Here is a 24366-nt window from a genome sequence, read left to right as displayed (position 1 = left end):
TGAGTAATTACAGTAATTCCGCAATTTGACGGAACACGGCAGGAGCGCCATGTAAAAAACTGTGTGACGTAACCCACCGTTCACGCAGGACTTTTATGGATATCAAAGGTAAGTTCCACGTTGATGCCCTTACCCAAGAAGGCGTTCGCTCCGAAATCGCTGCGCTGCTTGGTTGTGATCGCGATGAGTTGCCCATCGTGTTAAGGCCTGACGAGGTCGCGAGGATTCTCGAAGTGGAGTCGGTTGAGCTTGAAGCTTGTCCGCCTCATCACGGCCTCCCTTTCATCATGTTTGGCAGCTCAGTATGGTATCGCCTGAACGATATCATCAGGCTTTTGGCCAACCGTCATCGGGCTCGCACTAATGAGGTCGGTGACGATGGCTGATGTCCGCACGCAGTTTCAGGAAGAAATTCGCGGAAAGCTCGGCCCGGTTGATGTTTTGCCCGTCCCCGACGGTGGAGTGCATCGATTTCATGTGCCGGGTGATCGCGCTGGGTCGAAGAACGGCTGGTATGTCTTGCACGCCGACTCCGCCGATCTGGCGTACGGCGCTTTTGGGAGCTGGAAGAGCGGCGACAGGCATGCATGGAGCAGCCGGCAGTCTGAGGCGCCCATCGACGCCGCAATTCGCCACCAGCGAGCAGAGCAATGCCGTAGTCAGCGAGAAATTGAGTGTAGTCGGAGGCAGCAGGAAGCCGCCCAGTTTGCGCGGCGGCTGTGGTGCCAGGCGGGGCATGCTGACCCGCACCATCCTTACCTGGTTAGTAAACGCTGTGACGTGCACGGGTTGCGTCAGCAGGGCGAAGTCTTGTTAGTCCCGCTCTGCTACCAAGGCCAGCTCGTGAACGTGCAGCGTATCTTTCTTGACGGTACCAAACGGTTCCTGGGTGGGGGGCGGGTCAACGGTTGTTACTCGCCTATTGGGGCGTTCACAAAAGGTATGCCGCTTTATATCTGCGAAGGCTGGGCAACCGGGGCGACCATTCACGAGACGACTGGAGCCCCGGTAGCCGCTGCCATGAATGCCGGCAACCTGCTGCCAGCCGGCCAGGAGCTCAGTCGGCGCTACCCTCAAATGACTTTGATCGTTGCAGGTGATGATGATCGGGGAACAAGTGGTAATCCTGGCCGTGCTGCTGCTACGAAAGCAGCTGATGCCCTCGGCATCGGTTTGGTTTTCCCTGCATGGCCTGAGGGAGCCCCGCTGACGCTGACCGACTTCAACGACTTGCGCCAGTGGCAGGAGGGGCGAGCATGAACGCACCGTTGATGACCGAGCCCACCTACCCTGAACCGCTAAGGTTATTGCCTGACCACGAAGCGGCGGCTCCTTTTCCGCTTAAGGCGTTGGGGGAAGTTTTGGGGGGCGCCGCTGCCGCTATCGTTGAGGCGGTGCAGGTGCCTGAAGCGCTGGCTGCGCAATCGATTTTGGCTGCGGCGGCGCTGGCTGCACAGCCTCACGGCAATGTCGCGCGAGATGGTCAGCTCATCCCAGTTTCGCTTTTCGCTCTTACCATCGCGGAATCTGGTGACCGAAAAACGGCTGCAGATCGCCTGGCACTGCGAGCTCATCACTTTTACCAGCAGGCTCTGCTGGAAAGCCACGGCGAAAACCTGAAAAGATATCAAAATCGCCGCGATGCCTACTTGAAAGCTCGCGCCGCTGTTCTGGACGCTAACAAGGGCGACCCTGATGTCATCGCCGCCAAGTTGGACACGCTGCAGGAGCCCAAGGCTCCGCCTCTGCCATTTGTGCTTTCCGAAGAGCCAACATTGGAGGGGCTGCAGAAGTCTCTATTACAAGGTCAACCCTCCCAGGGGCTATTCAGTGACGAAGGGGGGCAGTTTTTCGGCGGATATTCGAACAAGCCGGAGAACCTGCTGAAGAGCGTCGCGGGTCTGTCGAAGCTTTGGGACGGTGCGCCAATTAGCAGGATGCGCGCGGCTGAAGGCGAGAGCGCAGCCCGTTGTGGATGTCGGCTAAGCGCTCATTTGATGATCCAGCCAATCGTGGCTGAGAGCGTGCTGCGTAACCCCGTAATGCGAGGGCAAGGCTTCTTGGCTCGCTTTTTGATCGCTTGGCCGCAGTCGTTAGCGGGGACTCGGCTTTACCGCAGTGCTGACCCGAACAACGACCCACGCTTCGTGCGCTACTGGGAGCGTATGAATCAGCTTTTGAGCCTAGGCCCTCGCATCGATAGTCGGGGGGATCTGGATCCACCAACGCTAACGATGGATGCGCCGGCAAAAAGAGCTTGGGTCGAGGCTCATGATGAGATCGAGACTGCTCTCGGGCGAGGAGGTGACTTCCAAGAAATAAAAGGCACCGCTGCGAAAGGAGCAGAGCACATTTTGCGTATCGCAGGAATTCTGGCGATCGTTGAAAACACCACTCTGCTGGCTGAGCCGCATTTGAGCCAGGCTACCGAACTCGTTCGCTGGTATCTGACCGAGGCACTACGCCTGACAAGCCCGGTGGTCATCGACCCTGATCTGCTGCTATCGCAGCAGCTGCTCGACTGGTTGCTTGAAAAAAACGGGTAAGCGGATTAAATGGTTGATCTTACCTTTGCATGAGAGTGAGACAGACCGGCATCTCATCGGATTATCTGGTTGATGCTTCACCTACTGCTGGTGCATGTTTCCTTCGCTAATTCCAGCAAGAACCCCACACGCCTCAACTTCCCGGTCATCGTTGCAACTCGCTCTCAGTGAAACGAGTTGTTTCTCAAGCGCTTGCAGAGCGGTTATCTGCGACCGCACATGAGAGATGTGATCATCGAGCAAGGCGTTGACGGCGGTACAAGGCTGATGAGGGTCGTCCTGATAGCTCTGTAGTTCGTGAATCTCAGCCAGTGACAGGCCCAGGATTCTGCAGCGACGGATGAAGGCCAGCCCCTCACCATGCTTCTCGGTATAGACACGGTAACCGTTGCCCTGCCGATCAGGCGGCGGCAACAAGCCCTGCTGTTCATAGAAGCGGATCGTCTGTGTTTCGACCCCTACCAACTGCGCCAACTGACCAATGCGCATCAGCCTCCTCCCCAACGGATTCTTTACTCTATTGACCTTATAGTAGCTTTATAGTTTGGGTATCCGGATTTTTTGGTTGATTGGCTCATATCATGATGACGGAACCAACCATCAGCTCAGCGGATTACCTGGTTGATGACGACTCTTCTTCACGGCCCCTGCAAGTTTGCAGCAACGCCCAGGTTCGCATGCCGAGATACGCAGTGAGGCTTCGCGATCAACACACCATGCATTCACAATGTCACTGCAAGGTCCGGCATGTCTCTGCTCAGTCCTTACGGCCTGAGCTAGCCCTATACAGCTGTTGTTTGCTCTCCTCGCTGATCCCCGTCAGGATGCCGCAGGCATTGATCTCCCGACCCTCGTTGCAACTCGCCCTCAGTGAAACGAGTTGTTGCTCAAGCGCTTGCAGAGCAGTTATCTGCGACCGCACATGAGAGATGTGGTCATCGAGCATGGCGTTGACGGCGGTACAAGGCTGGCGAGGGTCGTCCTGATAGCTCTGTAGCTCGCGAATCTCTGTCAGTGACAGGTCCAGAATTCGGCAGCGGCGGATAAAGGCAAGCCACTCGCCATGCTTCTCGGTATAGACACGGTAACCATTCTCCTGCCGTTCTGGCGGCGGCAACAGGCCCTGCTGCTCATAGAAGCGGATCGTCTGCGTGTCGATACCCGCTATCTGGGCTAACTGACCAATGCGCATCAGGCTTACTCCTCAACGGATCATCTGTCCCATTGACCTTATAGTAGCTATATAGTTTTTAATACTAGCAATCTATGTTGGTTAACTGGAGCCGTATCGTGAGTAAAGCCTGTGGTGGCCCATGTAGCTGCGATGCAACGCCTGCAGCGGATACCGATATGCCGGTCTCCTCCGAAGCGTCAGGGGAATGGGTCAGCGTGTATGCTGTGCCGAAGATGGATTGTCCCTCAGAAGAACGGATGATCCGCTTGGCGCTGAACGGCTTTGATGAGATTCGAACGCTGTCCTTCGACTTGTCGAACCGCCGATTGGAGGTCGTGCATGACGGCGAGGCTGAGCCCATTACCGCGAAACTGGCGACCTTGGGGCTAGGCGCCTCTCTTCAGGAAACCGTCATTGCCGACCCAGAGACGATCAAGGCCGCTGAGAGCTCGGCAGTCTCTGCTACGCAGGAGTCAGGCACTCTGCGCGTGTTGCTCGGTATCAATGCGATCATGTTCGTGGTGGAAATGACTGCTGGCCTGATCGCCCAGTCTACCGGCCTGATCGCTGATTCCCTGGATATGTTTGCCGATGCAGCCGTCTATGGCCTGGCTCTCTATGCCGTAGGGCGCAGTGCGAAAATGCAGGTACGTGCCGCGCATCTGGCAGGGGTACTGCAACTGATTTTGGCTATCGGCGTACTCGTCGAGGTGGTGCGACGCTTTGTTTTCGGTAGTGAGCCTGAATCGCTGATGATGATGGCGATCGCCTTCGTCGCGTTGATCGCCAATACCGGTTGCCTGCTGTTGATATCCAAGCACCGCGAAGGCGGCGCGCATATGAAGGCAAGCTGGATATTCTCGGCCAATGATGTGGTGATCAACATGGGCGTCATCGCCGCCGGTGCCTTGGTCGCCTGGACGGGGTCCAGCTACCCTGACCTGATTATCGGTACCATCGTGGGCCTGATCGTCCTCAACGGCGCTCGGCGCATCCTGGCGCTCAAGGGGTGAGGCTGCACGGTACGCAGCTATCGATGCCTGGGACACTTGATCGAAGTGGCTGTACAAGCGCGCTAGGCCTGAACGACAGCATATAGCGCGAAGGCTCGGAGCCAGCAAGGTAGCGTATCTAGGAATCAACCAAGGAAGGAAGATGATGGATAGTATCTGGCTGGTACTCGGCCTGGCGCTGTTGCCCGCCTTAGGCAATTTTAGTGGTGGGCTCGCTGCGGAGGCCTCCCGAACTACCGGGCGCCGTCTCAATTACGCCCTTGACGGCGCTGCCGGCCTCGTCATTGCGGTGGTGGCGGTTGAAATCATGCCGCGCGTGCTAGAGAACCTCTCAGCCTGGGTAATCGCCCTCGCTTTCGCGCTGGGCGGCATTGCTTACGTAGGTATCGAGAAGCTCGTTGAGAGTCTCCAGAAGCGACAAGGCCAGCAGGGAGAAGGCGGTCAGACGAGTGTCTGGATGATCTATATCGCCGTATCCATCGACCTGTTCAGCGATGGCCTCCTGATCGGGGCGGGGTCGGCGGTCTCACCGTCGGTCGCGATAATCCTGGCGGCGGGTCAGGTTCTCGCCGATGTTCCTGAGGGCTTTGCGACGATCGCCACCATGAAAGATAAAGGAATCCCTCGTAGCAAGCGGATACTGCTCTCTGCTTCCTTCGCGATTCCTGTGCTCTCGGCAGCCGTCTTTGCTTACTTCGTACTCAGGAACCAGCCGGAGGCATTTAAGCTAGCGGCACTGACGTTCACGGCAGGCCTTCTCACGGTCGCTGCCATCGAAGATATGGTCTCCGAGGCTCACGAGAGCGGTGACGATACGCACATCTCACCGCTGGCTTTCATAGGCGGCTTCGTCCTGTTCGTTCTGGTATCAGCGGGCTTGGAAGGGGTGGTATCGCAAAGCTAACGTACTGCTCCCCAACACAGCCACTGTCGTGCTGGCCGAATACGAAGCAGCTCCCAGCTTACGGCGCACCTAGTCGAGTCCAGAAACATTCACTTTGCCACCCTGGCCAGCCGGCCGAATGAATTGACGCAGCTTGATTAAGCGGAGCAAGAAAGCATGAGCCACAGGGTTGATCCTGGATTCGGAGGCGAGAGAGCATTGGGTGATAAGTGCGCGCTACCCTCTAGCCTATACACGGGCGTGCGCTATAAGCCGCTTCTGACAGGGGGGATGGCTCTACTTGCTGGAGGCGCCATGCCGCTTGCCTTTGCCCCTGTGGGCTGGGCATGGCTTGCGGTGATCGCTCTGGCAACATTTTTTGTCCTGACCGCGCAGTCTTCAAGGCGTCAGGCGCTGTGGTCGGCCTACCTCTTTGGCCTCGGCTACTTCGGCGTGGGTGTCTCCTGGGTCTTTATCAGCATTAGCCAGTACGGCAATGGCCCCGTGGTGGCGGTGTTAGTCACGGCGGCCTTTGTCTCGCTGCTCGCCCTCTTTCCATGGGGCGTCGCGTACCTCGTGCGCTGCCTGCGCCCTGAGATGGATGCAATGGCACTCTGGCTAGGGCTACCTGCGGCATGGGTGCTGAGTGAATGGATGCGCACCTGGTTCTTGACCGGCTTTCCCTGGCTCTTCATTGGCTACAGCCAGACCGACACCACACTTGCCACTATCGCTCCCGTCTTTGGCGTGCTTGGCGTGAGTTTACTGGTGGCACTTCTCGCTGGCGGGCTTGCCTGGGTTGTCCAGGGGCCAAGCCAGCGCCGTGCTGCGGTAGTCGGTGCCGTGTTAGTCGCTACCCTCGCCGGCTTGCAACTGCTGGATCGTGAATGGACGCAGCCAGCCGCTGACCCGATCGATGTCGTCCTCTTGCAAGGAAACATCGCGCAAGACAAGAAATGGGACCCGAGATACCGGGACATCACACTTGAGCGCTATCAGGCGCTTACCGCGCAGCATCTCGGAGCCGATATCGTGATCTGGCCAGAAGCGGCAATCCCGATGTGGCATGACCAGGCCAAAGCATATCTTGCTGAGCTTGAGGCGTTAGCCGATCAGGCAGGCACATCGTTAATGATTGGCGTCCCGGTACGCGAGGCGGAGGGCCGTACCTACAACGCCGTGGTAAGCCTCTCCGATCCCTCAGGCTTCTACTACAAACGCCACCTGGTGCCCTTCGGTGAATATGTTCCGTTTCGGGATCTTTTGGGGTCGGCCCTCGACGTGCTCGGGGCGCCCATGTCCGACTTCACACCGGGACGGGAAGCGCACGTCCTGAATGCAGCAGGGGTGCCCGTAGGGGCACTCATCTGCTACGAGGCGGTCTTTGGTGCCGAAGTCACTGAGCTTCTGCCCGAAGCGCAGTTACTGGTGAATGTCAGCAACGATGCCTGGTTCGGCAGCTCGCTCGGCCCCCTCCAGCATTTCCAGATGGCACGCATGCGTGCCATCGAAACCGGACGTGACCTTCTTCGAGCCACGAACACCGGTATCACAGCAGCCATCAATCATGAGGGCAAAGTGCTCAAGCGTGCTCCGCAGTTCGAAGTGGCCACCCTCAGCGCCGAAGTGACACCGCGAACTGGCGCGCCCCCTTATGTGCGCTGGCGGGATTGGCCTGTCCTTGGCCTGACCGCACTCGGACTCGGCCTGCTCCTGCTCCGTCGAATTCGTCGGCATCATCGGTTGGGTACATGACGCTTGTTATTTAGCAGCGAGCAAATTCTAGATTGGGTCAGGAGGAAGGGGATATGTCTACTTATGGCAGTCGGCTCGCAGAGAAAGCCCACGAGCCGGGAAAGGCGATGCGCTGGCTGTGGCTCTCGCTCCTGTTACTGTTTGTCGATCAGGCGAGCAAGTACCTTGCCAGCACCATGCTAGCGCATGGTGAAAGCGTGCCTGCCGCACCCTTCTTCAATTGGGTCCACCGCCACAATACGGGGGCGGCCTTCAGCTTTCTCGCGGATGTCGGCGGTTGGCAGCAGCCGCTTTTCATCGGACTGGCCCTGGTTATCTCGATATTACTGGTGTACTGGCTTTGGCGTTCACCACGCGTACTGAGTTATCGGCTCGCCCTCAGTGCGATCCTCGGCGGCGCGTTGGGCAATGTCGCAGATCGCTTGCGGTTAGGCTACGTAGAGGATTTTCTCGATTTTCACTATGCCCAGTGGCACTGGCCATCGTTCAACCTAGCGGACGTATGGATCTTCCTCGGTGTCGCCCTCTTTATTTGGGCGGAAATACGACATCAACCAGGCAGCCGCCGCCGCTGAATCGCCTAGCGTCTTCGCTATCGCATGCTTGACTTCCGGAATAGGCGCGTCCTGGGCCTTGATAAGGCGGCACGCCTTCATGAGCCAGCTGTACGTTCCTGATGCACGACTGCTGCCAAGGGCTCTGCTGCATCCTAACCAATCTGGAAGAGCGCACCCTGCTGGACCTGCTACCCGGTCGTCAGCAAGAGAGGGTGACAAGACGCCTCATGAGCATGGCCAACCGCCACCAGGTCGAGATCGTCAGCATGGACATGTGGAAGCCCTACCGCCGCGCCTTCCAGACGGTGCTGCCACAGGCCCGTATCGTGGTCGATAAGTTCCACGTCGTGCGCATGGCCAACGAGGCCTTAGAGAAGATCCGCAAAGGCCTAAGGAAGGAGTTGAAGCCCAATCAGCGCCGGACCCTCAAAGGTGACCGGAAAATCCTGCTGAAGCGCGCTCACGACGTTTCAGACCGCGAACGGCTCATCATGGAGACCTGGACAGGAGCATTCCCCCCAGCTCTTGGCGGCTTACGAGCACAAGGAGCGCTTCTACCATATCTGGGACTGTACCAATCGGCGTGGTGCCGAACAGGCTCTCGCCACCTGGATTGACAACATCCCTCAGGGGCAGAAGGAGGTTTGGAAGGATCTCGTCAGCGCCGTCAGTGGCTGGCGTGAAGAGATGCTGACCTACTTTGAGACCGACATCCCGATCACCAACGCTTTCACGTAGTCGATAAACCGCCTAGCCAAGGACAAAAACCGTGATGGCCGGGGCTATTCGTTCGAGGTAATGCGAGCCCGGATGCTCTATACCACCAAGCACAAGAAGAAGGCGCCACAAGTCAAGGAATCCCCGTTTCTGGGCAGAGCCACCATGACCTACAACATGGGACTCCCCGAGCCTGAGAAGAACTTCGGTGTCGATCTATCAACCTTCTGGAAGGACTAAGGGTTGGATGGGGCTGGAAGGCCCATCAACCACTTAATCCGGATACCCAAAAAAACTGGCTAATGTTCGACGCAAGAAGTTTGCAGCGCGATGGACCTCGCTTCGTTCGGAAGAGCGCAAAAAAGCGCGACCTTCTGCTGACCGTGCTGGCACAACACCGCCAGGTTTTAACGGCGGATGGTAAGCACTTCCGAGTGAACCCACTGGCGACTTTGGCGACATCGGCGACTGAACCGCGAACGGTGGTCTAATGATGGCGACGCGCTGGCGACCTACTGCGACAGGGACACGGCCTTACCCATATGTCGCCGGGTGTCGCAGCTATCTCGCTCACGATGCCCGCCGTAAAAGGGGGCTTGTCGCCGCCGTCGCCGCTGTCGCAGGACTGTCTGGTGTGCCGAATGCGTGCTCCACGTGCGTATTCCACGCCATTCAGTCACCCGTTCCACGGCCATCCGGCCAGGCAGTCGGGGCGCAACGACGCAGCGGCGGCATCGTAGGCCCGGGGTGGCTACGCGATTACTTAGCCATGGATTCCCAGGGAACCATCGATTCGCCCTACAAGTTGTTCCGGCAAGCGTCGTACGGCAGCCGGTCGAGATGGCATAGGTAGAGTCGGATCGTCTGTCGGGCCTGTTAGTTGTTCGCCAGCATTCAGCTGGCCGCCTAGGTGAAGCGCTGGCTATAGCGATTACACGATTATTCAGCGCGTTGCCGCTTTGTGTGTCCGAGGCAAGAGGATTCGGCCCCGGCCCTTGCGGATAACCAGATCGGTTTTTGGTGTGGCGGCTCATAAACTTGGAGAGAACGCCCAGTCGGATAGTAGAAACTATGCGGTGCTGTCTGTCTGAAGCAGACCGGATGGCTGCTCGGCGAGCGAGATCGTGACGCAACTGGCCAGCTTCCAGAGCCGCTCTTGCTACAGCTGCGAGTTCCGATAAATTGAGCGCAATTGCAGCCGAAGTCGCCGGTTAAGCGGCTGGGCCAGCCGGCGGTGCCCTTAACACCGGCAGCGCGCCATGAGTTTAAACCTGAATGGTTTGCCTCCGACTCAGGGGCGCGCGCACTTTTCGCGATATGACGAGTCGTTATCGACTGACGTGACCGAAAGCCCAGCTACGCCGGCAGACAGCGTTGCTCGTTCGCAACCATGGACTCAAGGCGCATCAACGTCCAATTCAATACTGCGTTGGCGGTATCCCTGGGTAGAATCTCCGGGCAACCAGAAACCATGCTTCAGTTCGCCGAATCCCGCTCCTTGATCTTACCGAGCAGCCAGGCGTCAAGTTCGCGAGCGACGTAGTAGCACGCGGCTTGGCGAGTATCACCGAACTTGATGCGCTTCGGGAAGGAGGGGTCGTTTTTGCGAAGCGTTTTAATACGGCCGGGGGTGAGACCGTAAATTTCTTTCAGCTGCGCTTGGGGAATCAGAGCCTGCTCGTGGTAAGCGATCGGTGATGACATTTGAACGTCTCCATAGTGATGACGCTCGTTATTTTCCGCATGCGCAGAGGCTCAGAGTCACGGCTAATTGCGCATCTCACGAAGTTTCCCCCCTTGCTTTTCTCAGCATGCTGAGCCTGTTTGCATGCGACTGACTTGCGATGAGCTGCCGGCAATTCCATATCACGCGCCTTGGCGAGGGATCTTGAGCCTCACTACGTTTCGAGAAACTGTCGCCTGGTTGGCAAAGTCATAGGGCGTTATGAAACCTCCCTGGATGGCATCCAGATAATCAGACCACCACTGGCACATTAGCCTCCGCTCCTCCAAGTGTTCCGCCTTATGGATATAGGCAGCACGCACCCCGTTGCGCTCCTGGTGACTCATCTGTCGTTCTACTGCATCACGGCTCCACAATCCTGACTCCATGAGTGCCGAGCAAGCCATAGCTCGGAAACCATGACCACAAACCTCGGATCCGGTGTCATACCCCATGCGCCGCAGGGCAGCATTTACCGTGTTCTCGCTCATCGGTTTCCAGTACGAATGGTCACCTGGGAAGATCAACTCGAAACGCCCGGTAAGCTGATGAACACGTTCCAGCAGCGCCAGTGCTTGCCGGCTCAGGGGCACAAGATGTGGAGTACCCATTTTGGCTCCTCGGCCGGAATGTTTTACGCCCTCGATAGCCTGGCGCTCGGCGGGGATCGTCCACAATGCGCGTGCAAAATCAACTTCATCCCAACGCGCAAAGCGCAACTCACTAGAGCGGATGAATACCTGCAGAGTGATCTGAACAGCCAGGCGTGTTAGCGGTCGCCCGCGGTACGTATCCAAGCGCGCTAGCAACTCAGGCAGTCGCTCCATCGGCAGAGCGGGTCGGTGAACGGTTTTGCGGGTCGCAGTAGAGCCGTGCAAATCGTTGGCAGGATTAGTATCGATAAGTCCTTGTTGTACGGCCATACGCAAGATACTGGTGATGTACTGACGGAGTCGGCTGGCCGTTTCCAGGGTATCGCGACCCTCAGCTACCTTAAGTGGCGCCATCAGGTCCCGCGTTTTCAGTTCCGAGACAGGGCGCGCTCCGAGAGTGGGGAACAGGTGCTGCTCCATCCGACGTAAAACGGTGGTGGCGTGGTGTGGCTTCCATTTCCGAGCGCAGACGCTGTGCCAGGCTCTGGCTACGGCCTCGAAGGTATTGATACGGGCATTAGCTGCCTGAATTTTTGCTTCCTTGGCCGCTTCCATGGGGTCATGCCCGGCCGCCAGCAACCCCAGGGCTTCGGACCGACGAGCACGAGCGGCTTTCAAGCCAAGGGCAGGGTAATTGCCAAAGGTCGCCAGCCCTGCACGGCCATCAGGCCGTCGGTACTTGAAGCGCCACACCTTCGTGCCATTTCTCCTGACCAGCAGGAAAAGTCCCTGTCCATCGAACAGGGTGTAATCGCTGTCGCGGGGTTTGGCAGCTTCGCATTTGGGATCGGTTAGCGGGGTTACAACACGTGCCATAGGTATATGAATCCTTGTCGAATCGACATATACCCACTCGTATACCTTAGTCGGCGCGCTGTACAACCCCATATGAACGCTTACAGACCTACCTAGAAACGACAAGCCCCGCACATGGCGGGGCTTTGAGCACGCTTTCGGATCATACGAACCCATCTGAAAGCATAGAGATGGTGCCGGCACCAGGAGTCGAACCCGGGACCTACTGATTACAAGTCAGTTGCTCTACCAGCTGAGCTATACCGGCAAGTGAGGGTCGCCATTATATCCATTGCGGGCGGCGAGTAAACCGTTAGCTGACGGTCACTTGCGCTGGCTTATTCAGGCCGCTTCACATTTGGTGCGCTGTGGCTGCGCTCGGCCAGCAGGAGGATGTTGCGCGGTGTCAGCTCGCTTGGGCAGAAGGTGCCGAGGTGTACGCGGTAGCCCTGTTCCTCCAGCAGCAGGGCGCGGTCGAGCAGTAGCCAGAGTTCCAGCGGGCGGCGGAACAGGCCGCGCACCAGTTCGAGGTTGCGCACTTCGGCGAGGCGTTGCCAGCCGGCCCGCTCCAGTGCGGCCCAGTCCTGCTCGCCCGGGGCGGGCAGTTGCTTGAGGTCGGCCAGATCGCGGCAGTAGTCGGCGAAGCCCTTTTTCAGCCAGGCGCTGGGCAGCGAGGGCGTCGGCAGGTAGTCGTCCTGCTGGCGCAAGCGTCGCTGCAGCAGATCGAAACCCAGCCGCCAGGCCATCGAATGGTCACGGTTGCGCCGTTCTCGCGCGCCAGCGGTGACGGTTTCGCTCAGCGGCAGGCCGAGGTCGTCGCGGCTGAGTTGCAGCGCCGTGGCCCGGCCGGCTTCGGAGAGTGGCACGTAGATTTCGTCCCGGGTGCGGTTGTAGCAGCAGGGGGCGATGGCGAGCTGGCGACAGCCCTTGGCAATGCTCAGGCGCAGCAGGCGTACATGCAGATCACCGCAGGCGTGCAGTGCGACGGGGGTGTGCGTGGCCTGTAGCTGGTCGCCGGCATCGGCTGCGAGCACGTCCTGGCAGCGGTGTCGGGCCGGGATGCCGAGCCGCTCGCTCATATGCGTGCCTGTCCGTACCAGTGCTTCATCCCATTCCAGGCAGGTCAGCGCGGCGCCATCGCGGGCGAGATAGCGCCCGAGATGGCCCTTGCCGGCACACCAGTCCAGCCAGTGCGTCGGCGCTTCGGCGAACCGTAGGCGGGCGCCGAAGGCCTGAATCTGCAGGGCCTTGCGGCCTGGCACGTCCACCGCGTGGCGATGGTCCATGGCTGGCGATTCGCCGGCGGGCAACGCGTCGAGATGGCTCAGTCGGTCGGCGAGGTCAGCCAGCTCAGGAAAAGGTGCGGGTGCGCCGAGCGTCGTCGGCTGGTTGTGCGCGGCCTCGGCATCGGCCAGCGAGTGGCTTCGCAGCCAGGCGGCTAGTTCGGGGTGCTCGGCTTCCCATGGCAGCGTTTGGCAGACGAACGGCCGCGGCCGCCAGAGCGACTGGTGTGCAGTGAGGAAGCGGTCCAGTGCCTGGAAGCGCTCGAGCAGGTTGGGGGCGGCGGACATCGGCGGGGCGGGTATATGAACAGGCGCCGATTGTAGCGGGAGCGCCTGCCATAAAGCACAACGCCCGTCGAGGACGGGCGTTGTGTCGGGCTACTTGCCGTAGACCTGTTCCGGCAGCCAGGTCACCAGGCCCGGCCACATGTACGCCACCACCAGCATGCCGATCTGGATCATGATGAAAGGCAGCACACCCTTGTACATCACGCTGGTGGGCACGCTGCGTGGCGTGACGCCGCGCAGGTAGAACAGCGAGAAGCCGAAGGGTGGGGTGAGGAACGAGGTCTGCAGGTTGATGGCGAACATCACACCGAGCCAGACCGGGTCCAGGCCCATGGCGAGCAGGATCGGGCCGACGATGGGCACCACCACGAAGATGATCTCGATGAAGTCGAGGATGAAGCCCAGCAGGAAGATGACCAGCATCACCACCAGGAAGGCGCCGAGCACGCCGCCGGGTAGCGAGTGCAGGGCATCCTCGATCAGCGCTTCACCGCCGAAGCCACGGAAGACCAGGGAGAACAGCGAGGCACCGATGAGAATGAGGAACACCATCGAGGTGATCTCGGTGGTGCCGAAGGCGACCTGCTTGAGCTGGGCGAAATTCAGCTGACCCTTGGCGATCGACAGCAGCGTCGCGCCCAGCGCGCCGATGGCGGCGGCCTCGGTCGGTGTGGCGTAGCCGGCGAGAATAGAACCGAGCACCGCGGTGATCAGCGCCAGCGGTGGCAGCAGCGCACCGATCAGCTTGCCCCACTCGATCGGCCCCAGCTCTTCCTGCGGCAGCGCCGGCAGCTTCTTCGGCTGGAAGATCGCCACCGCGACGAGGTAGAGGATGTACAGGCCGACCAGCACCAGGCCGGGGATCAGCGCACCAACGAACAGGTCGCCGACCGAGACGGTCTTCGGCGAGAAGATGCCCATCTTCAGCTGCGCCTGCTGGAAGGCGCTGGACATCACGTCGCCCAGCAGGACCAGGATGATCGATGGCGGGATGATCTGGCCGAGGGTGCCGGTGGCGGCCAGGGTGCCGGTGGCGATGGCCGGGTCATAGCCGCGGCGCAGCATGGTCGGTAGCGCCAGCAGGCCCATGGTGACCACGGTGGCGCCGACGATGCCCGTGCTCGCGGCGAGCAGCGCACCGACCACGCAGACCGAGATCGCCAGGCCACCGCGCATGGTGCCGAACAGGCGCGACATCGACTCCAGCAGGTCCTCGGCAACCCTGGATTTCTCCAGCATCACGCCCATGAAGACGAACAGTGGCACGGCCAGCATCGTCTGGTTGTTCATGATGCCGAAGATGCGGTTCGGCAGCGCATGCAGGTAGCCGACGTCGAATGAGCCAGTGACCACGCCGATGCCGGCGAACAGTAGCGCCATGCCGCCCAGGGTGAAGGCCACGGGGTAGCCCGACATCAGGGCCAGGCAGATGCTGATGAACAGCGCGATAGCCATGAACTCAGCCATGCTTCACCTCCGGCTCCGGCAGGCGACCCGCGATGCGATAGGCCACCTTGACCAGATCCGACAGTGCCTGCAGCGTCAGGCTGCCGACCAGCAGGAGGATGATGCTCTTCTGCAGGTAGACGAACTTCAGCCCGCCGGACTCGTTCGAGCCCTCGCGCGTCGCCCAGGAGTTGCTGACGTAGTCCCAGCTGTTCCAGCCGATGAACAGACATACCGGCAGCAGGAACAGCAGATGGCCGAGGCCGTCCACCGTCGCCTGCCGGCGGCTGCTGAACTTCTGGTAGAAGATGTCGACGCGCACGTGGCCGTTGCGCTGCAGGGTCCAGGCCGCGGCGCCCATGAACACCAGCGCATGGCCGTACATCACCGCTTCCTGCAGGGCGATGGCGCCGATGCCGAAACCGTAGCGCAGCACCACCACGATGGCGGTGCCGATGACGAGAAACAGGGTGATCCAGGCACAGAGCTGGCCGAGGCGCATGTTGAACGCATCGATGAGGCCAGCCACGCGCAGCAGGGGCGGGGGGCTCTGGGACATTTTTAGTCCTTCTTAGGTAGACGCAAGGTTGGCGGGAGACGGCGATTCTTGCAGTACTGGCGCTTTGCAGCAATCGGCCTACGACTTTTAGCTTATGCGCTAGGCTTGAGACGCCGAAGGCTCTAATGTTAGTCGAGCCCGGAGTGGTGTCTGCACCTCCGGCGCAGGTTTCGCCGCATGAGCCCGCTGCCAGTCAGGCTGGTGGGCGCACACGGATCGAGAAGCGCAGGCGGTCCGGCAACAACGCGTGGCCTTGCCAATGCGCAATAAGAACAAATAACAAGGAGTTACCCTCATGAAACGTCGTGACATTCTCACCGCCGCTGGCGTGGGCCTGGCGGCTACCGCTCTGGCCGGTTGCAATGACAAGAGCGAAAAACCAGCCGCGGGCGAGAGCAAGCAGGCGAGCGAGCAGCAAACCTTCAATTGGAAAATGGTCACGTCCTGGCCGAAGAACTTCCCGGGCGTGGGCGTCGGTGCCGAGCGTTTCGCGCAGCTGGTCAACGAGATGAGCGGCGGCCGCCTGAAGGTCAAGGTCTACGCGGCGGGTGAGCTGGTTCCGGCACTGGAAGTGTTCGATGCGGTGTCGCGCGGCACGGCGGAAATGGGCCACGGCGCGCCTTACTACTGGAAGGGCAAGGTTCCGGCCGCGCAATTCTTCTGCGCACTGCCGTTCGGCCCGAACGCCCAGGAAATGAACGCCTGGCTGCACCGCGGCGGCGGCATGCAGCTGTGGGAAGAGGTCTACAAGCCGTTCGGCGTGCTGCCGATGGCCTGCGGCGCCACCGGCGTGCAGACCGCGGGTTGGTTCAACAAGGAAATCAACTCGGTGGACGACTTCAAGGGCCTGAAGATGCGCACCCCGGGCCTGGGTGGCGAAGTGCTGACCAAGATGGGCGGTACCGTAGTCAACATGCCGGCCGGCGAAATCTTCACCGCGCTGCAGACCGGTGCGATCGACGCCACCGAGTGGATCGGTCCGTACAACGACCTGGCGCTGGGCCTGCACAAGGCGTCCAAGTACTACTACACCCCGGGCTGGCAGGAGCCGAACGTCACCTTCGAACTGGACGTCAACCTCAAGGCCTGGGAAACCCTGCCAGACGACCTGAAGGCGATCGTTCGTGCCGCGGCACGCGACGTCAACGGCGACATGCTCGACGACTACAACGCCAAGAACATGGAAGCGCTGGAGCAGCTGCGCGAGCAGGGCGTGGAAGTCCGTCGTCTGCCGGACGAAGTGCTGGCTCGCCTGAAGGAAGTCGCCGCGGAAGTGGTCGATGCTTCCGCCAAGGCCGACCCGGTGGCCGCCAAGGTGTGGGAGCAGCAGAGCGCCTATCTCAAGCGGCTGTATGAGTACGCCGAGCTGAACGAGAAGGACATCTACAACATCCGCGGTTGATCACGGCGGATGCAAGAACGCCACCCTGGCAACAGGGTGGCGTTTTTTTTTGCGGGGCGGAACGTCGCCGTGTCTGTCAGCCTTCCAGCGTCGCGTTCAGGCTGATGCGTGCGTTGAGTACCTTGGACACCGGGCAGCCTTCCTTCGCCTGGTTGGCGATCTGCTGGAACTGCGCATCGTCCGCACCCGGAATGCGGGCCTTGAGGGTCAGGTCGATCGCGGTGATGCTGAAGCCCTCGCCGTCCTTGTCCAGGGTCACCTCGGCGCGGGTCTCGATGCGCTCGGCGGTGAGGCCGGCCTGGCCGAGCATCATCGACAGGGCCATTGAGAAGCAGCCGGCATGGGCGGCACCGATCAGTTCTTCCGGATTGGTTCCGGGTGCGCCTTCGAAACGGGTGTTGAAGCCATAGGGGTTGTCCTTCAAGGCACCGCTTTCGGTGCTGATGGTGCCCTTTCCATCTTTCAGGCCGCCTTGCCAGACGGCGGAAGCGCTCTTCTTCATGTTCGGTCCTCGCGTGGGTGGGTGGATGGTCAGCGCACCGCTCAGCGAGGCTGTTCCGCCGCCAGAATCGCGCTGGCCAGCTCCATGTCGGTCGCCTGCAGTTGCGGCTGTTCGCTACGCAGTTGCTGCAGCATCGCTTCCAGATACGGACCACGGATCTCGCCATTGCTGGCAACGAAGGTGCCGGCATCCTCACGGGCCGGAATCACCAGCTTGTTGTCCTTGAACGTCAGGTAGGTGGACGCGGTGGTCGCGCCCGAGGACAGGATGTCACGTACCAGGCCATCGGCCACGGCACTGCCGAGCGGCGCCAGGGCCAGGGCGAATGCGGCGATAAATGTCTTGCGCATGAGCGGAAACCTCCTTGCTATCGTCCTCTGTTGAGAGTGCGAGCCGTTGCGCAGAGTTCCGGTTGCCGCTCAGACGCCCGTGTCGATGAGGCTGCGGATGCGCGCCGCGAGGATGTCGATGCTGAACGGCTTGGCGAGGATATCCATGCCGGGGCCGATGAAGTCGTTGCGCATTTCCTCGTCCGGCACGTAACCGGTGATGAACAGCACCTTCAGTTCCGGGCGATGCTGCCTGGCGCTTTCCACCAGCTGCCGACCGTTGAGCCCGGGCAGACCGAAGTCGCTGACCAGCAGATCGAGGCGCTGATCGCCGTGCAGGTAGGGCAGCGCACTGGTCGCATCGCAGGCTTCCAGCACCTGGTAGCCGAGCTCCTGCAGTACTTCCACCACCAGCATGCGTACCGCCGCTTCGTCCTCCACCACCAGTACGATCTCGCCACTTCTGGCACCTGGCATGTCGGTCGCTTGCGCCGGCCCGGGCTGGGCCTGGTCGTCGCTCAGATTGCGTGGCAGATACAGCGTGACCCGGGTGCCCTCGCCGAGGGCGCTGTCGATGCGTACATGGCCGCCGGTCTGCTTGGCGAAGCCGTAGACCATCGACAGGCCGAGGCCGGTGCCCTGGCCGATCGGCTTGGTGGTGAAGAACGGATCGAACGCCTTGGCGATGGTCTGCGCCGACATGCCGGCACCGTTGTCGGTGACGCAGAGCACCACGTAGTCGCCGGGCTCCGGCGCGTCGGGCTGGTGCTGCTCGATGCGCTGGTTTTCGGTGTGCACGCCGAGGCGGCCGCCGTTGGGCATGGCATCGCGGGCATTGATCACCAGATTGAGCAGGGCGTTTTCCAGTTGGTGGCCATCGGTGTAGGCGAGCCAGGCATCGGCCTGCAGGTCCACTTCCAGCTGGATGTGCTCGCCCATGGTGCGGCGCAGCATGTCTTCCATCGACACCACCAGCATGTTCACGTCCACCGGTTTGGGATCCAGCGACTGGCGCCGGGCAAAGGCCAGCAGGCGATGGGTCAGCGCCGCGGCGCGGTTGGCCGAGGTGGTGGCGGCGTCGATGTAGCGGTCCAGGTCGCCGGTGCTGCCGCTGGCAACGCGGCGCTGGATGAGGTCCAGCGAGCCGAGCACGCCGGTCAGCATGTTGTTGAAGTCATGAGCCAGGCCGCCGGTCAGCTGGCCGATGGCTTCCATCTTCTGCGCGTGGCGCAGTGCTTCCTCGGCGCGTTCGCGTTCGGCCATCTCGATATGGAGGCGGCTGTTGATCGCCGCCAGCTCGCGGGTACGTTCGGCCACCCGCCGTTCCAGGCTTTCGTTGAGTTCGCGCAGGGCTTCTTCGGCGGCAACCTGGGCCGTCACGTCGGTGTTGGTTCCGAACCAGTGGGTAACCTGGCCGAAGTCGTCGCGAATGGGCAGCGCCCGGGAGAGGAACCAGCGGTACTTGCCGTCCTTGCCGCGCAACGGGAAGGTCTCCTCCCAGATGGAGCCGATGGCGAAGGCACGCTTCATCGAGGCGCTGACCCGCTCGTGATGATCGGGATGGTTGACCGCGCGCCAACCCAGCGCGCGCATGGCCTCGCTGGTGGTGCCGGTGTAGTCGTACCAGCGCTTGTTGTACCAGTAGATGCGCCCGGCGGGGTCGGCCATCCAGGCGAACTGGCTCATGTTGTCGGCCAGGGTGCGGAACTGCTCTTCGCTCTCGCGCAATGCGCGTTCGGCGCGCATGCGTTCGTCGGCGGTCCAGGCGCGGTCGGCCACTTCGCGGATGAACGAAATGTCCTCGTCGAGCCAGGCGCGCGGCTGCTCCTCGAGCAGCATCATCACGGCGGAGATGCGGCCCTGCTCGAACAGTGGCACGCAGACGATGCTGCGGATCAGGCTTTCGGCGAAGTTCTCGGCGTGGCTGGCGGTGCGGGCGTCGTGCAGCACGTCCTCGATGACCACCAGCTCGTTTTCCTGCAGGTCGTAGAAGAAGTCCCCGTAGTCGGCGAAATAGACCATCTCATTGCTGCTGTCGGAACCGCCGTCGCTCCAGTAGCGCTCGATGGTGGCGCTCTGGCTGGAGGCGTCGACACTGGCGAACAGCACCCGCGATACGCCGATGGTCCGGCCGATCACGCTGACGGCGGCATGGGCGATGGTCTGGCTGTCGTGCTGTTCGCGCAGCAGGTCGCCCAGTTCGATCAGCGCCGTCTGCCGCTGCTCGGCCTGCTGACGATCCTTGATCTGCTCTTCGAGCATCTCGTTCATGCGCAACATGCGCTCGGCGGCGTTGCGTTCGGCAGTGATGTTGCGCGCCGTACCGAGGATGCGGACCTCGCCGCTGGGGTCGAGCAGCCGGCGGCCACGGTTGGCCAGCCAGACGAAGTCGTCGATGCGGGTGTCGTAGATTCGGTAGTCGAGCTGGAACTCGCCGTCGCCCTCCCCGGCCAGGGTTTCACCCAGCGCCCGGATCAGCTTGCCGCGATCGTCCGGATGCACCCGTGCCAGCACCTCATGCACATCCAGCCCCGGCTGCTCGGGTGGTATGCCGGCCATCGCCTTGAGCTGGGCGTCCCAGTGCAGGGAATGCTGATGGTCGCGGTACTCCCACACGCCGATTGAGGCGATCTCGTTGGCCAGGCTGATGCGCTGTTCCGCCTCGCGCAACGCCTTGTTGGCGCGGATGCGCTCGGCACTGCTGCGCAGCCGTTCGAGAACTTCACGCACCAGGGTGACGTCATCGCTGGTCCAGGCTTGCGCCTGGCCTCGCATGAACAGCAACACCAGCGGCTGGGTGCCGATCGCCGGTAACTCGGCCATCAGCAGCCCCATGCTGGCCAGCCGCTCGTGCAGCCCAGGTTGCGACTCATCCCGGTCGAGTACGACCAGATGCTCGCGGCGCAGGCGCTCGGTCAGCGTCGCGCCGTCCGCCAGGGCGTGCCGGCCGAGCCGGCTCGGTGTGCCTGGCGCCAACCATTGTTGCTGTACCACCAGTGCATCCTGTTCCAGGCAGGCCCAGGCGATGCAGTCGCTGCGTGTCAGACGTGCCAGGCGTTCATCCAGTACGCAGCAGAGGTCCACCTGTTCGCTGTTGGCCTGCAGGCAGTCGCTCAGTTCCAGCAGGAACGCCTGCAGGGCCTGGTGCTGGGTGCGCTCGCTGATGTCGCTGAAGGTGCAGATCGCCCCCTGCAGTTCGCCGTCACGGAAGATCGGTGCGACCCGGTATTCGACGGGCAGGCTGCTGCCATCGACGCGGAAGAACAGCTCGTGTTCCACATGCCGCGGCTGACCGGTGACCGCCGTATGCTGGATCGGACACTCCTGCACCGGATAGGGGCTGCCATCGGGGCGACTGTGGTGGATCACATGGTGCAGGTGCCTGCCCAGTACCTCTTCACGGCTGGCGAAGCCGAGAATCTTGAGAAAGGCGTCGTTGCACAGCGTAACGGCGCCGTTGCGGTCGATGGAGTAGAAGCCTTCGTTGGCCGAATCCAGCAGCAGGCGAGTAAAGGCCTCGCTCTCCAGTCGCTGCATTTCCGAACGCCGGCGGCTGTCGATGTCCTGGGCGACACAGACCCAGCGCAGCAGCTGTCCGTCGGCGTCGTAGGTAGGCGCCGCGTTGGCCTGGAACCAGCGCAGGTTGCCGTCGACATCGCGCAGCGGCAGCTCCAGTTTGAAGGGCAGCTCCCGGCGCAATGCGGCTTGCCATTGCTCGGCGACGCGCTGGCGATCACTGGTCGACACAGCGGCCAGCCAGCCTTCGCCGGTGGAGCTCGCCTCGCCGAGCCCGGTGAACTCGCACCAGTAGCTGTTGCAGAAGGTGAGGCCACCCGCGGCATCGCATTGCCAGATGATCTGCGGGCTGAGGTCGACCAGGGCGCGGTAGCGCTCCTCGGTTTCGCGCGCCGCCGCCTGCTGCTGACGGGATTCGGTTAGGTCGCGCAGGATCTTGACGAAGCCCTGCGTCTGGCCGTCGTGCAGCAGTGGCGTGAGGATGCCGCTGGCCCAGAAGCGCGAGCCGTCCTTGCGCAGATGCCAGCGTTCGTCGCCGGCACGCCCCTGCTCCAGCGCCGTGCGCATTTCGGCCTGGGGGACCTGTGCGGTGCGATCGGCTTCGCTGAAGATGCACGCCACGTCGCGGCCGATGGCTTCCTCCGGCGACCAGCCCAGCAGCCGCTGCGCACCGCTGTTCCAGCTGGTGATGCGGCCCTGCAGGTCGGTGGCGAGAATGGCGTAATCCTGGGCGCTGTCGATGATCTGCCGGCTGCGTTCCTGCTCGCCGCGCAGTCTGCTGAGCTCCAGCAGGGCCATGACCTGGCGCGCCACCGCCAGCAGCTGAGTGCCCTGGCGCGGCGTGAGTTCGCGGGGCTGGTGGTCAAAGACGCTCAAGGTGCCCAGTGGCAGCCCGTCACTGCTGCGCAGGATCACCGCGGCGTAGAAACCGGTGGGCTGGCCATCGGCCAGCCGCGGCAGTTCGAACTGGGCGAGGGTGTCGGTATGGGGGAGAACCAGCGCGCCTTCCTGACGGATCGCCCAGGCCGACGGCGACCGTTCGCGCACGACAGCTTCGCGCTCCAGTGCGAACGCAGCCATGCAATGCTGGTACTGGTCGTCGACGAAATGAATCGCTGCCGCCGGACAGGCGCAGAGATCTGCAGCCATGGCGGCCAGCGCCTCGAGGTCCGTTATGCACAGAGCGTCGAGCGCGGTGTAGCGAGCCAATGCGATCAGCCGTTCAGCTTCATTCCAGGTCGCTGCGGGAGCGCAGTGTTCGGCGTTCAAAGTGTCCTGCTCGGCTATCCATGGCACTGAGTAATTCAGACGGTTTCGGTAGTTAAGCACCCGGCAGCGGCGGTCGTTGTCGAGTGGTCAGCAAAAGACTACGCCGAGGCCGCGAGGTTCAGACGGCGGGTAACAAAACTCCCGACGAACGGAGCACGTCGAAGTCACCCGAATCGCGCATTCAGCGGGCCGCATCCAGGGCCCGCAGCAAGGCTGCATCGCGCTTGTAGATGTCCGGGCGGTAGCGGGGCAGGCCGCTGTCGTCGGCATCCGCCGTCCAGTAGGCCATCAGGATCGGTGTCTGCCGGGCGAGCCGGTATTCGTGGGTCTCGCCGCTTTGCAACAGCCTGGCGACGGTGTCCCGCTCGTCCGCCTCGAGCAGCAGATCGACCAGCTGCAGGGCGGACTCGACCCGTACGCAGCCGGAGCTGACCGCGCGGGCGGCACGTTCGAACAGCGGCTTGCTCGGAGTGTCGTGCAGGTACACCGAAAACGGATTGGCGAAGCGGATCGCCACCTGGCCGAGAGGGTTGGCCGGGCCGGCGTCCTGGCGCAGCAGGATGCCGCGCGGGTTGGCCCAGTCCACGGCGTAGGGGTCCACGGCATGACCTTGGGCGTCGATCACGCGCATCTGGTGGCGCGCCAGGTAGGCGATGTCCTCGCGAATCAGCGGCAGCTTGTCTTGCTTGAGAATGGTTGGCGGCACGGTCCAGGTGGGGTTCAGGGTGAGGCGTGAGATCCGCGATTTCAGCGGCGGAGTCTGCCGCGCCTCGCGGCCGACCTGGGTGCGCGTCTGCCAGAACGGACAGCTGTCGCGGAAATAGATCAGCCGTGCCCCGGCGATGTCCACCAGCAGCGATTGCGGCTCGAGGTCGCGGCTGATCCAGCGCAGGCGCTCGAGGTTGATGCGCAACTGATCGAGGCGGCTGGCCGGGCTGACATTGAGCGCCGCCAGGGTGGCGACGCCGACGACGCCATCGGCCTCCAGCCCGTGCTGCAGCTGGAATCCACGTACGGCCTCGACCAGTTCGTCGTCGTAGCGCAGGTCCAGCGCGGGCGTGCTGCCGGCACCGGCGAGCAGCAGTTCGCGCAGCAGCGGGCTGCGCTCGTCACGCATTCCGGGGCGCAGCGTCGGGCCGCTCGGCAACGGGCGCCAGGCCGGCAGGGCTGCCTGGCGCTGCCTGGCATAGGCCGCACGCAGGTCGCGGTACAGGGCGTGCGGCGGGCGCGCGCGATCGAATGCGGCGGGCAGATCGGCTAGGCCCTGCACGGCGATCTGCAGAAGCCGCTGGCGATCATCCGCCTCCGGCGCATCCGGGCTGCGCCAGATGGGTTCGATGTCCGCCTGTCGCAGCCGTCCGCGGGCCAGGTGGTGCAGCGCTTGGAGGTAGGCCTGGCTGGCAAGCAGGTCGTCGCATTCGGGCCGGCGTGGGGAAGACGCGACCGGGTAGAGCTGCTCGCGTATCCGCTCCGGCTGGTAGTAGGCAGGGTCCAGGCCATCGTCGGCCAGCTGTGCGAGCTGCTGCAGCAGGCCTTCGAGCAGGGAGCGGGAGGTCCAGGCGGGGTGGAACTGGCGGGCCTGGTAGAACGCGTTCAGGTGTTCGCTAATCGCGGACCTGACCGGCAGCTGCGGGCAGCTCTGCGGCAGGCTTTCCAGCACGCTTTGCAATGTCGCCTGCTGGGCGGAGGCAGACGTGGCGAGGGCCAGGCCGGAGGCGAGGCATAGCCAGATGGCCAGACGGGATGCACATTTTCTGAACAACGTTTCGCTCCAGACCGCTGCGGTGGCTGCTAGACTGCGCCGCTATAGGGCTGCGGCTCCGGCATCGGCCGGTGACCGTTCGGACCATAAGAACATATCGTGCCGGGCATGTGGGCTTCGCCCGTCCGGCCCGGCTTCGTCGCGCTGCTGCATTGAGTAGCGAGTATAAGGCGCCGACCAGACAGGAAGTCGTC

General features: G+C 62.0%; 19 protein-coding genes, 1 tRNA gene and 1 pseudogene. 9 read left to right on the top strand and 12 right to left on the bottom strand.

Annotated elements, in window-relative coordinates:
• The first annotated feature begins 95 nt into the window (after positions 1-95).
• The 3 genes from VF716_RS17045 to VF716_RS17035 are packed head-to-tail and all read left to right on the top strand — an operon-like array spanning position 96 to position 2546.
• The gene (locus VF716_RS17045) at positions 96-386 is read left to right on the top strand and encodes a hypothetical protein (protein WP_020306876.1); all 291 of its coding nucleotides are present in this window, start codon (positions 96-98) and stop codon (positions 384-386) included.
• Entirely contained in the window at positions 379-1260 is an 882-nt protein-coding gene (locus tag VF716_RS17040) for a toprim domain-containing protein (RefSeq protein WP_020306875.1), read from the top strand. Before VF716_RS17045 ends, VF716_RS17040 begins: the two co-directional genes overlap by 8 nt.
• Positions 1257-2546, top strand: coding sequence for a YfjI family protein (locus tag VF716_RS17035; RefSeq protein ID WP_014595524.1), 1290 nt, complete (start codon positions 1257-1259; stop codon positions 2544-2546). The genes VF716_RS17040 and VF716_RS17035 overlap by 4 nt, the downstream gene beginning before the upstream one ends.
• An 81-nt stretch (positions 2547-2627) precedes the next feature.
• On the opposite strand, the gene cadR (VF716_RS17030) is transcribed toward VF716_RS17035, so the two are convergent.
• A complete protein-coding gene (cadR, locus tag VF716_RS17030; RefSeq protein WP_014595525.1) occupies positions 2628-3035 on the bottom strand; it encodes a Cd(II)/Pb(II)-responsive transcriptional regulator in 408 nt (135 codons plus the stop codon).
• 268 nt (positions 3036-3303) lie between these two features.
• Positions 3304-3738: a Cd(II)/Pb(II)-responsive transcriptional regulator gene (gene cadR / locus VF716_RS17025; protein ID WP_008175821.1), complete on the bottom strand. Its 435-nt coding sequence runs from the start codon at positions 3736-3738 to the stop codon at positions 3304-3306.
• 98 nt (positions 3739-3836) lie between these two features.
• Between cadR (VF716_RS17025) and VF716_RS17020 the strand changes: the two genes are divergently transcribed.
• The 5 genes and pseudogenes from VF716_RS17020 to VF716_RS17000 form a co-directional block, all read left to right on the top strand.
• Positions 3837-4733, top strand: coding sequence for a cation transporter (locus tag VF716_RS17020; RefSeq protein WP_008928737.1), 897 nt, complete (start codon positions 3837-3839; stop codon positions 4731-4733).
• Positions 4734-4878: 145 nt separating this feature from the next.
• Positions 4879-5637, top strand: coding sequence for a ZIP family metal transporter (locus VF716_RS17015; RefSeq protein WP_440552809.1), 759 nt, complete (start codon positions 4879-4881; stop codon positions 5635-5637).
• A gap of 294 nt (positions 5638-5931) precedes the next feature.
• Complete coding sequence (lnt, locus tag VF716_RS17010; RefSeq protein ID WP_043942082.1) at positions 5932-7371, top strand: apolipoprotein N-acyltransferase; 1440 nt, start codon at positions 5932-5934, stop codon at positions 7369-7371.
• A gap of 53 nt (positions 7372-7424) precedes the next feature.
• The gene (gene lspA / locus VF716_RS17005; RefSeq protein ID WP_008930575.1) at positions 7425-7946 is read left to right on the top strand and encodes a signal peptidase II; all 522 of its coding nucleotides are present in this window, start codon (positions 7425-7427) and stop codon (positions 7944-7946) included.
• A gap of 128 nt (positions 7947-8074) precedes the next feature.
• Positions 8075-8885, top strand: a pseudogene (locus VF716_RS17000) (ISL3 family transposase); the annotation flags it as partial.
• Positions 8886-10121: 1236 nt separating this feature from the next.
• Here the strand turns inward: VF716_RS17000 and VF716_RS16995 are convergent.
• From VF716_RS16995 to VF716_RS16970, 6 genes are all read right to left on the bottom strand, one after another.
• Entirely contained in the window at positions 10122-10349 is a 228-nt protein-coding gene (locus VF716_RS16995) for a helix-turn-helix transcriptional regulator (protein ID WP_020306873.1), read from the bottom strand.
• A 162-nt stretch (positions 10350-10511) separates the two neighbouring features.
• A complete protein-coding gene (locus tag VF716_RS16990) occupies positions 10512-11837 on the bottom strand; it encodes a tyrosine-type recombinase/integrase (RefSeq protein ID WP_020306872.1) in 1326 nt (441 codons plus the stop codon).
• Positions 11838-12008: 171 nt separating this feature from the next.
• A tRNA-Thr gene (locus tag VF716_RS16985) sits at positions 12009-12084 on the bottom strand.
• A gap of 70 nt (positions 12085-12154) precedes the next feature.
• Positions 12155-13387, bottom strand: coding sequence for a methyltransferase (locus VF716_RS16980; RefSeq protein ID WP_440552808.1), 1233 nt, complete (start codon positions 13385-13387; stop codon positions 12155-12157).
• Between the two features lie 90 nt (positions 13388-13477).
• Positions 13478-14854 carry a TRAP transporter large permease gene (locus VF716_RS16975; RefSeq protein ID WP_013981421.1) on the bottom strand — a complete coding sequence of 459 codons (1377 nt, stop codon included), beginning with the start codon at positions 14852-14854 and terminating at the stop codon, positions 13478-13480.
• The gene (locus tag VF716_RS16970; RefSeq protein WP_013981422.1) at positions 14847-15392 is read right to left on the bottom strand and encodes a TRAP transporter small permease subunit; all 546 of its coding nucleotides are present in this window, start codon (positions 15390-15392) and stop codon (positions 14847-14849) included. Before VF716_RS16970 ends, VF716_RS16975 begins: the two co-directional genes overlap by 8 nt.
• A gap of 295 nt (positions 15393-15687) precedes the next feature.
• On the opposite strand from VF716_RS16970, the gene VF716_RS16965 reads away from it, so the two are divergent.
• Entirely contained in the window at positions 15688-16794 is a 1107-nt protein-coding gene (locus VF716_RS16965; protein ID WP_014595533.1) for a TRAP transporter substrate-binding protein, read from the top strand.
• Between the two features lie 76 nt (positions 16795-16870).
• Here the strand turns inward: VF716_RS16965 and VF716_RS16960 are convergent, their stop codons facing one another.
• From VF716_RS16960 to VF716_RS16945, 4 genes are all read right to left on the bottom strand, one after another.
• A complete protein-coding gene (locus tag VF716_RS16960; protein WP_013981424.1) occupies positions 16871-17296 on the bottom strand; it encodes an OsmC family protein in 426 nt (141 codons plus the stop codon).
• Between the two features lie 41 nt (positions 17297-17337).
• Positions 17338-17646 carry a DUF2388 domain-containing protein gene (locus tag VF716_RS16955; RefSeq protein WP_045158014.1) on the bottom strand — a complete coding sequence of 103 codons (309 nt, stop codon included), beginning with the start codon at positions 17644-17646 and terminating at the stop codon, positions 17338-17340.
• A gap of 69 nt (positions 17647-17715) precedes the next feature.
• Positions 17716-22410, bottom strand: a complete 4695-nt coding sequence (locus VF716_RS16950) for a PAS domain S-box protein (protein WP_053527118.1) — start codon at positions 22408-22410, stop codon at positions 17716-17718.
• Positions 22411-22591: 181 nt separating this feature from the next.
• On the bottom strand, positions 22592-24172 hold the full coding sequence (locus tag VF716_RS16945; RefSeq protein ID WP_053527119.1) for a L,D-transpeptidase family protein: 1581 nt from the start codon (positions 24170-24172) through the stop codon (positions 22592-22594).
• Positions 24173-24366 lie beyond the last annotated feature (194 nt).

Source organism: Stutzerimonas sp. Brlt_14, from assembly GCF_051948915.1.
Taxonomy (GTDB): domain Bacteria; phylum Pseudomonadota; class Gammaproteobacteria; order Pseudomonadales; family Pseudomonadaceae; genus Stutzerimonas; species Stutzerimonas stutzeri.
This window is presented reverse-complemented; position numbering and strand designations above follow the sequence as displayed.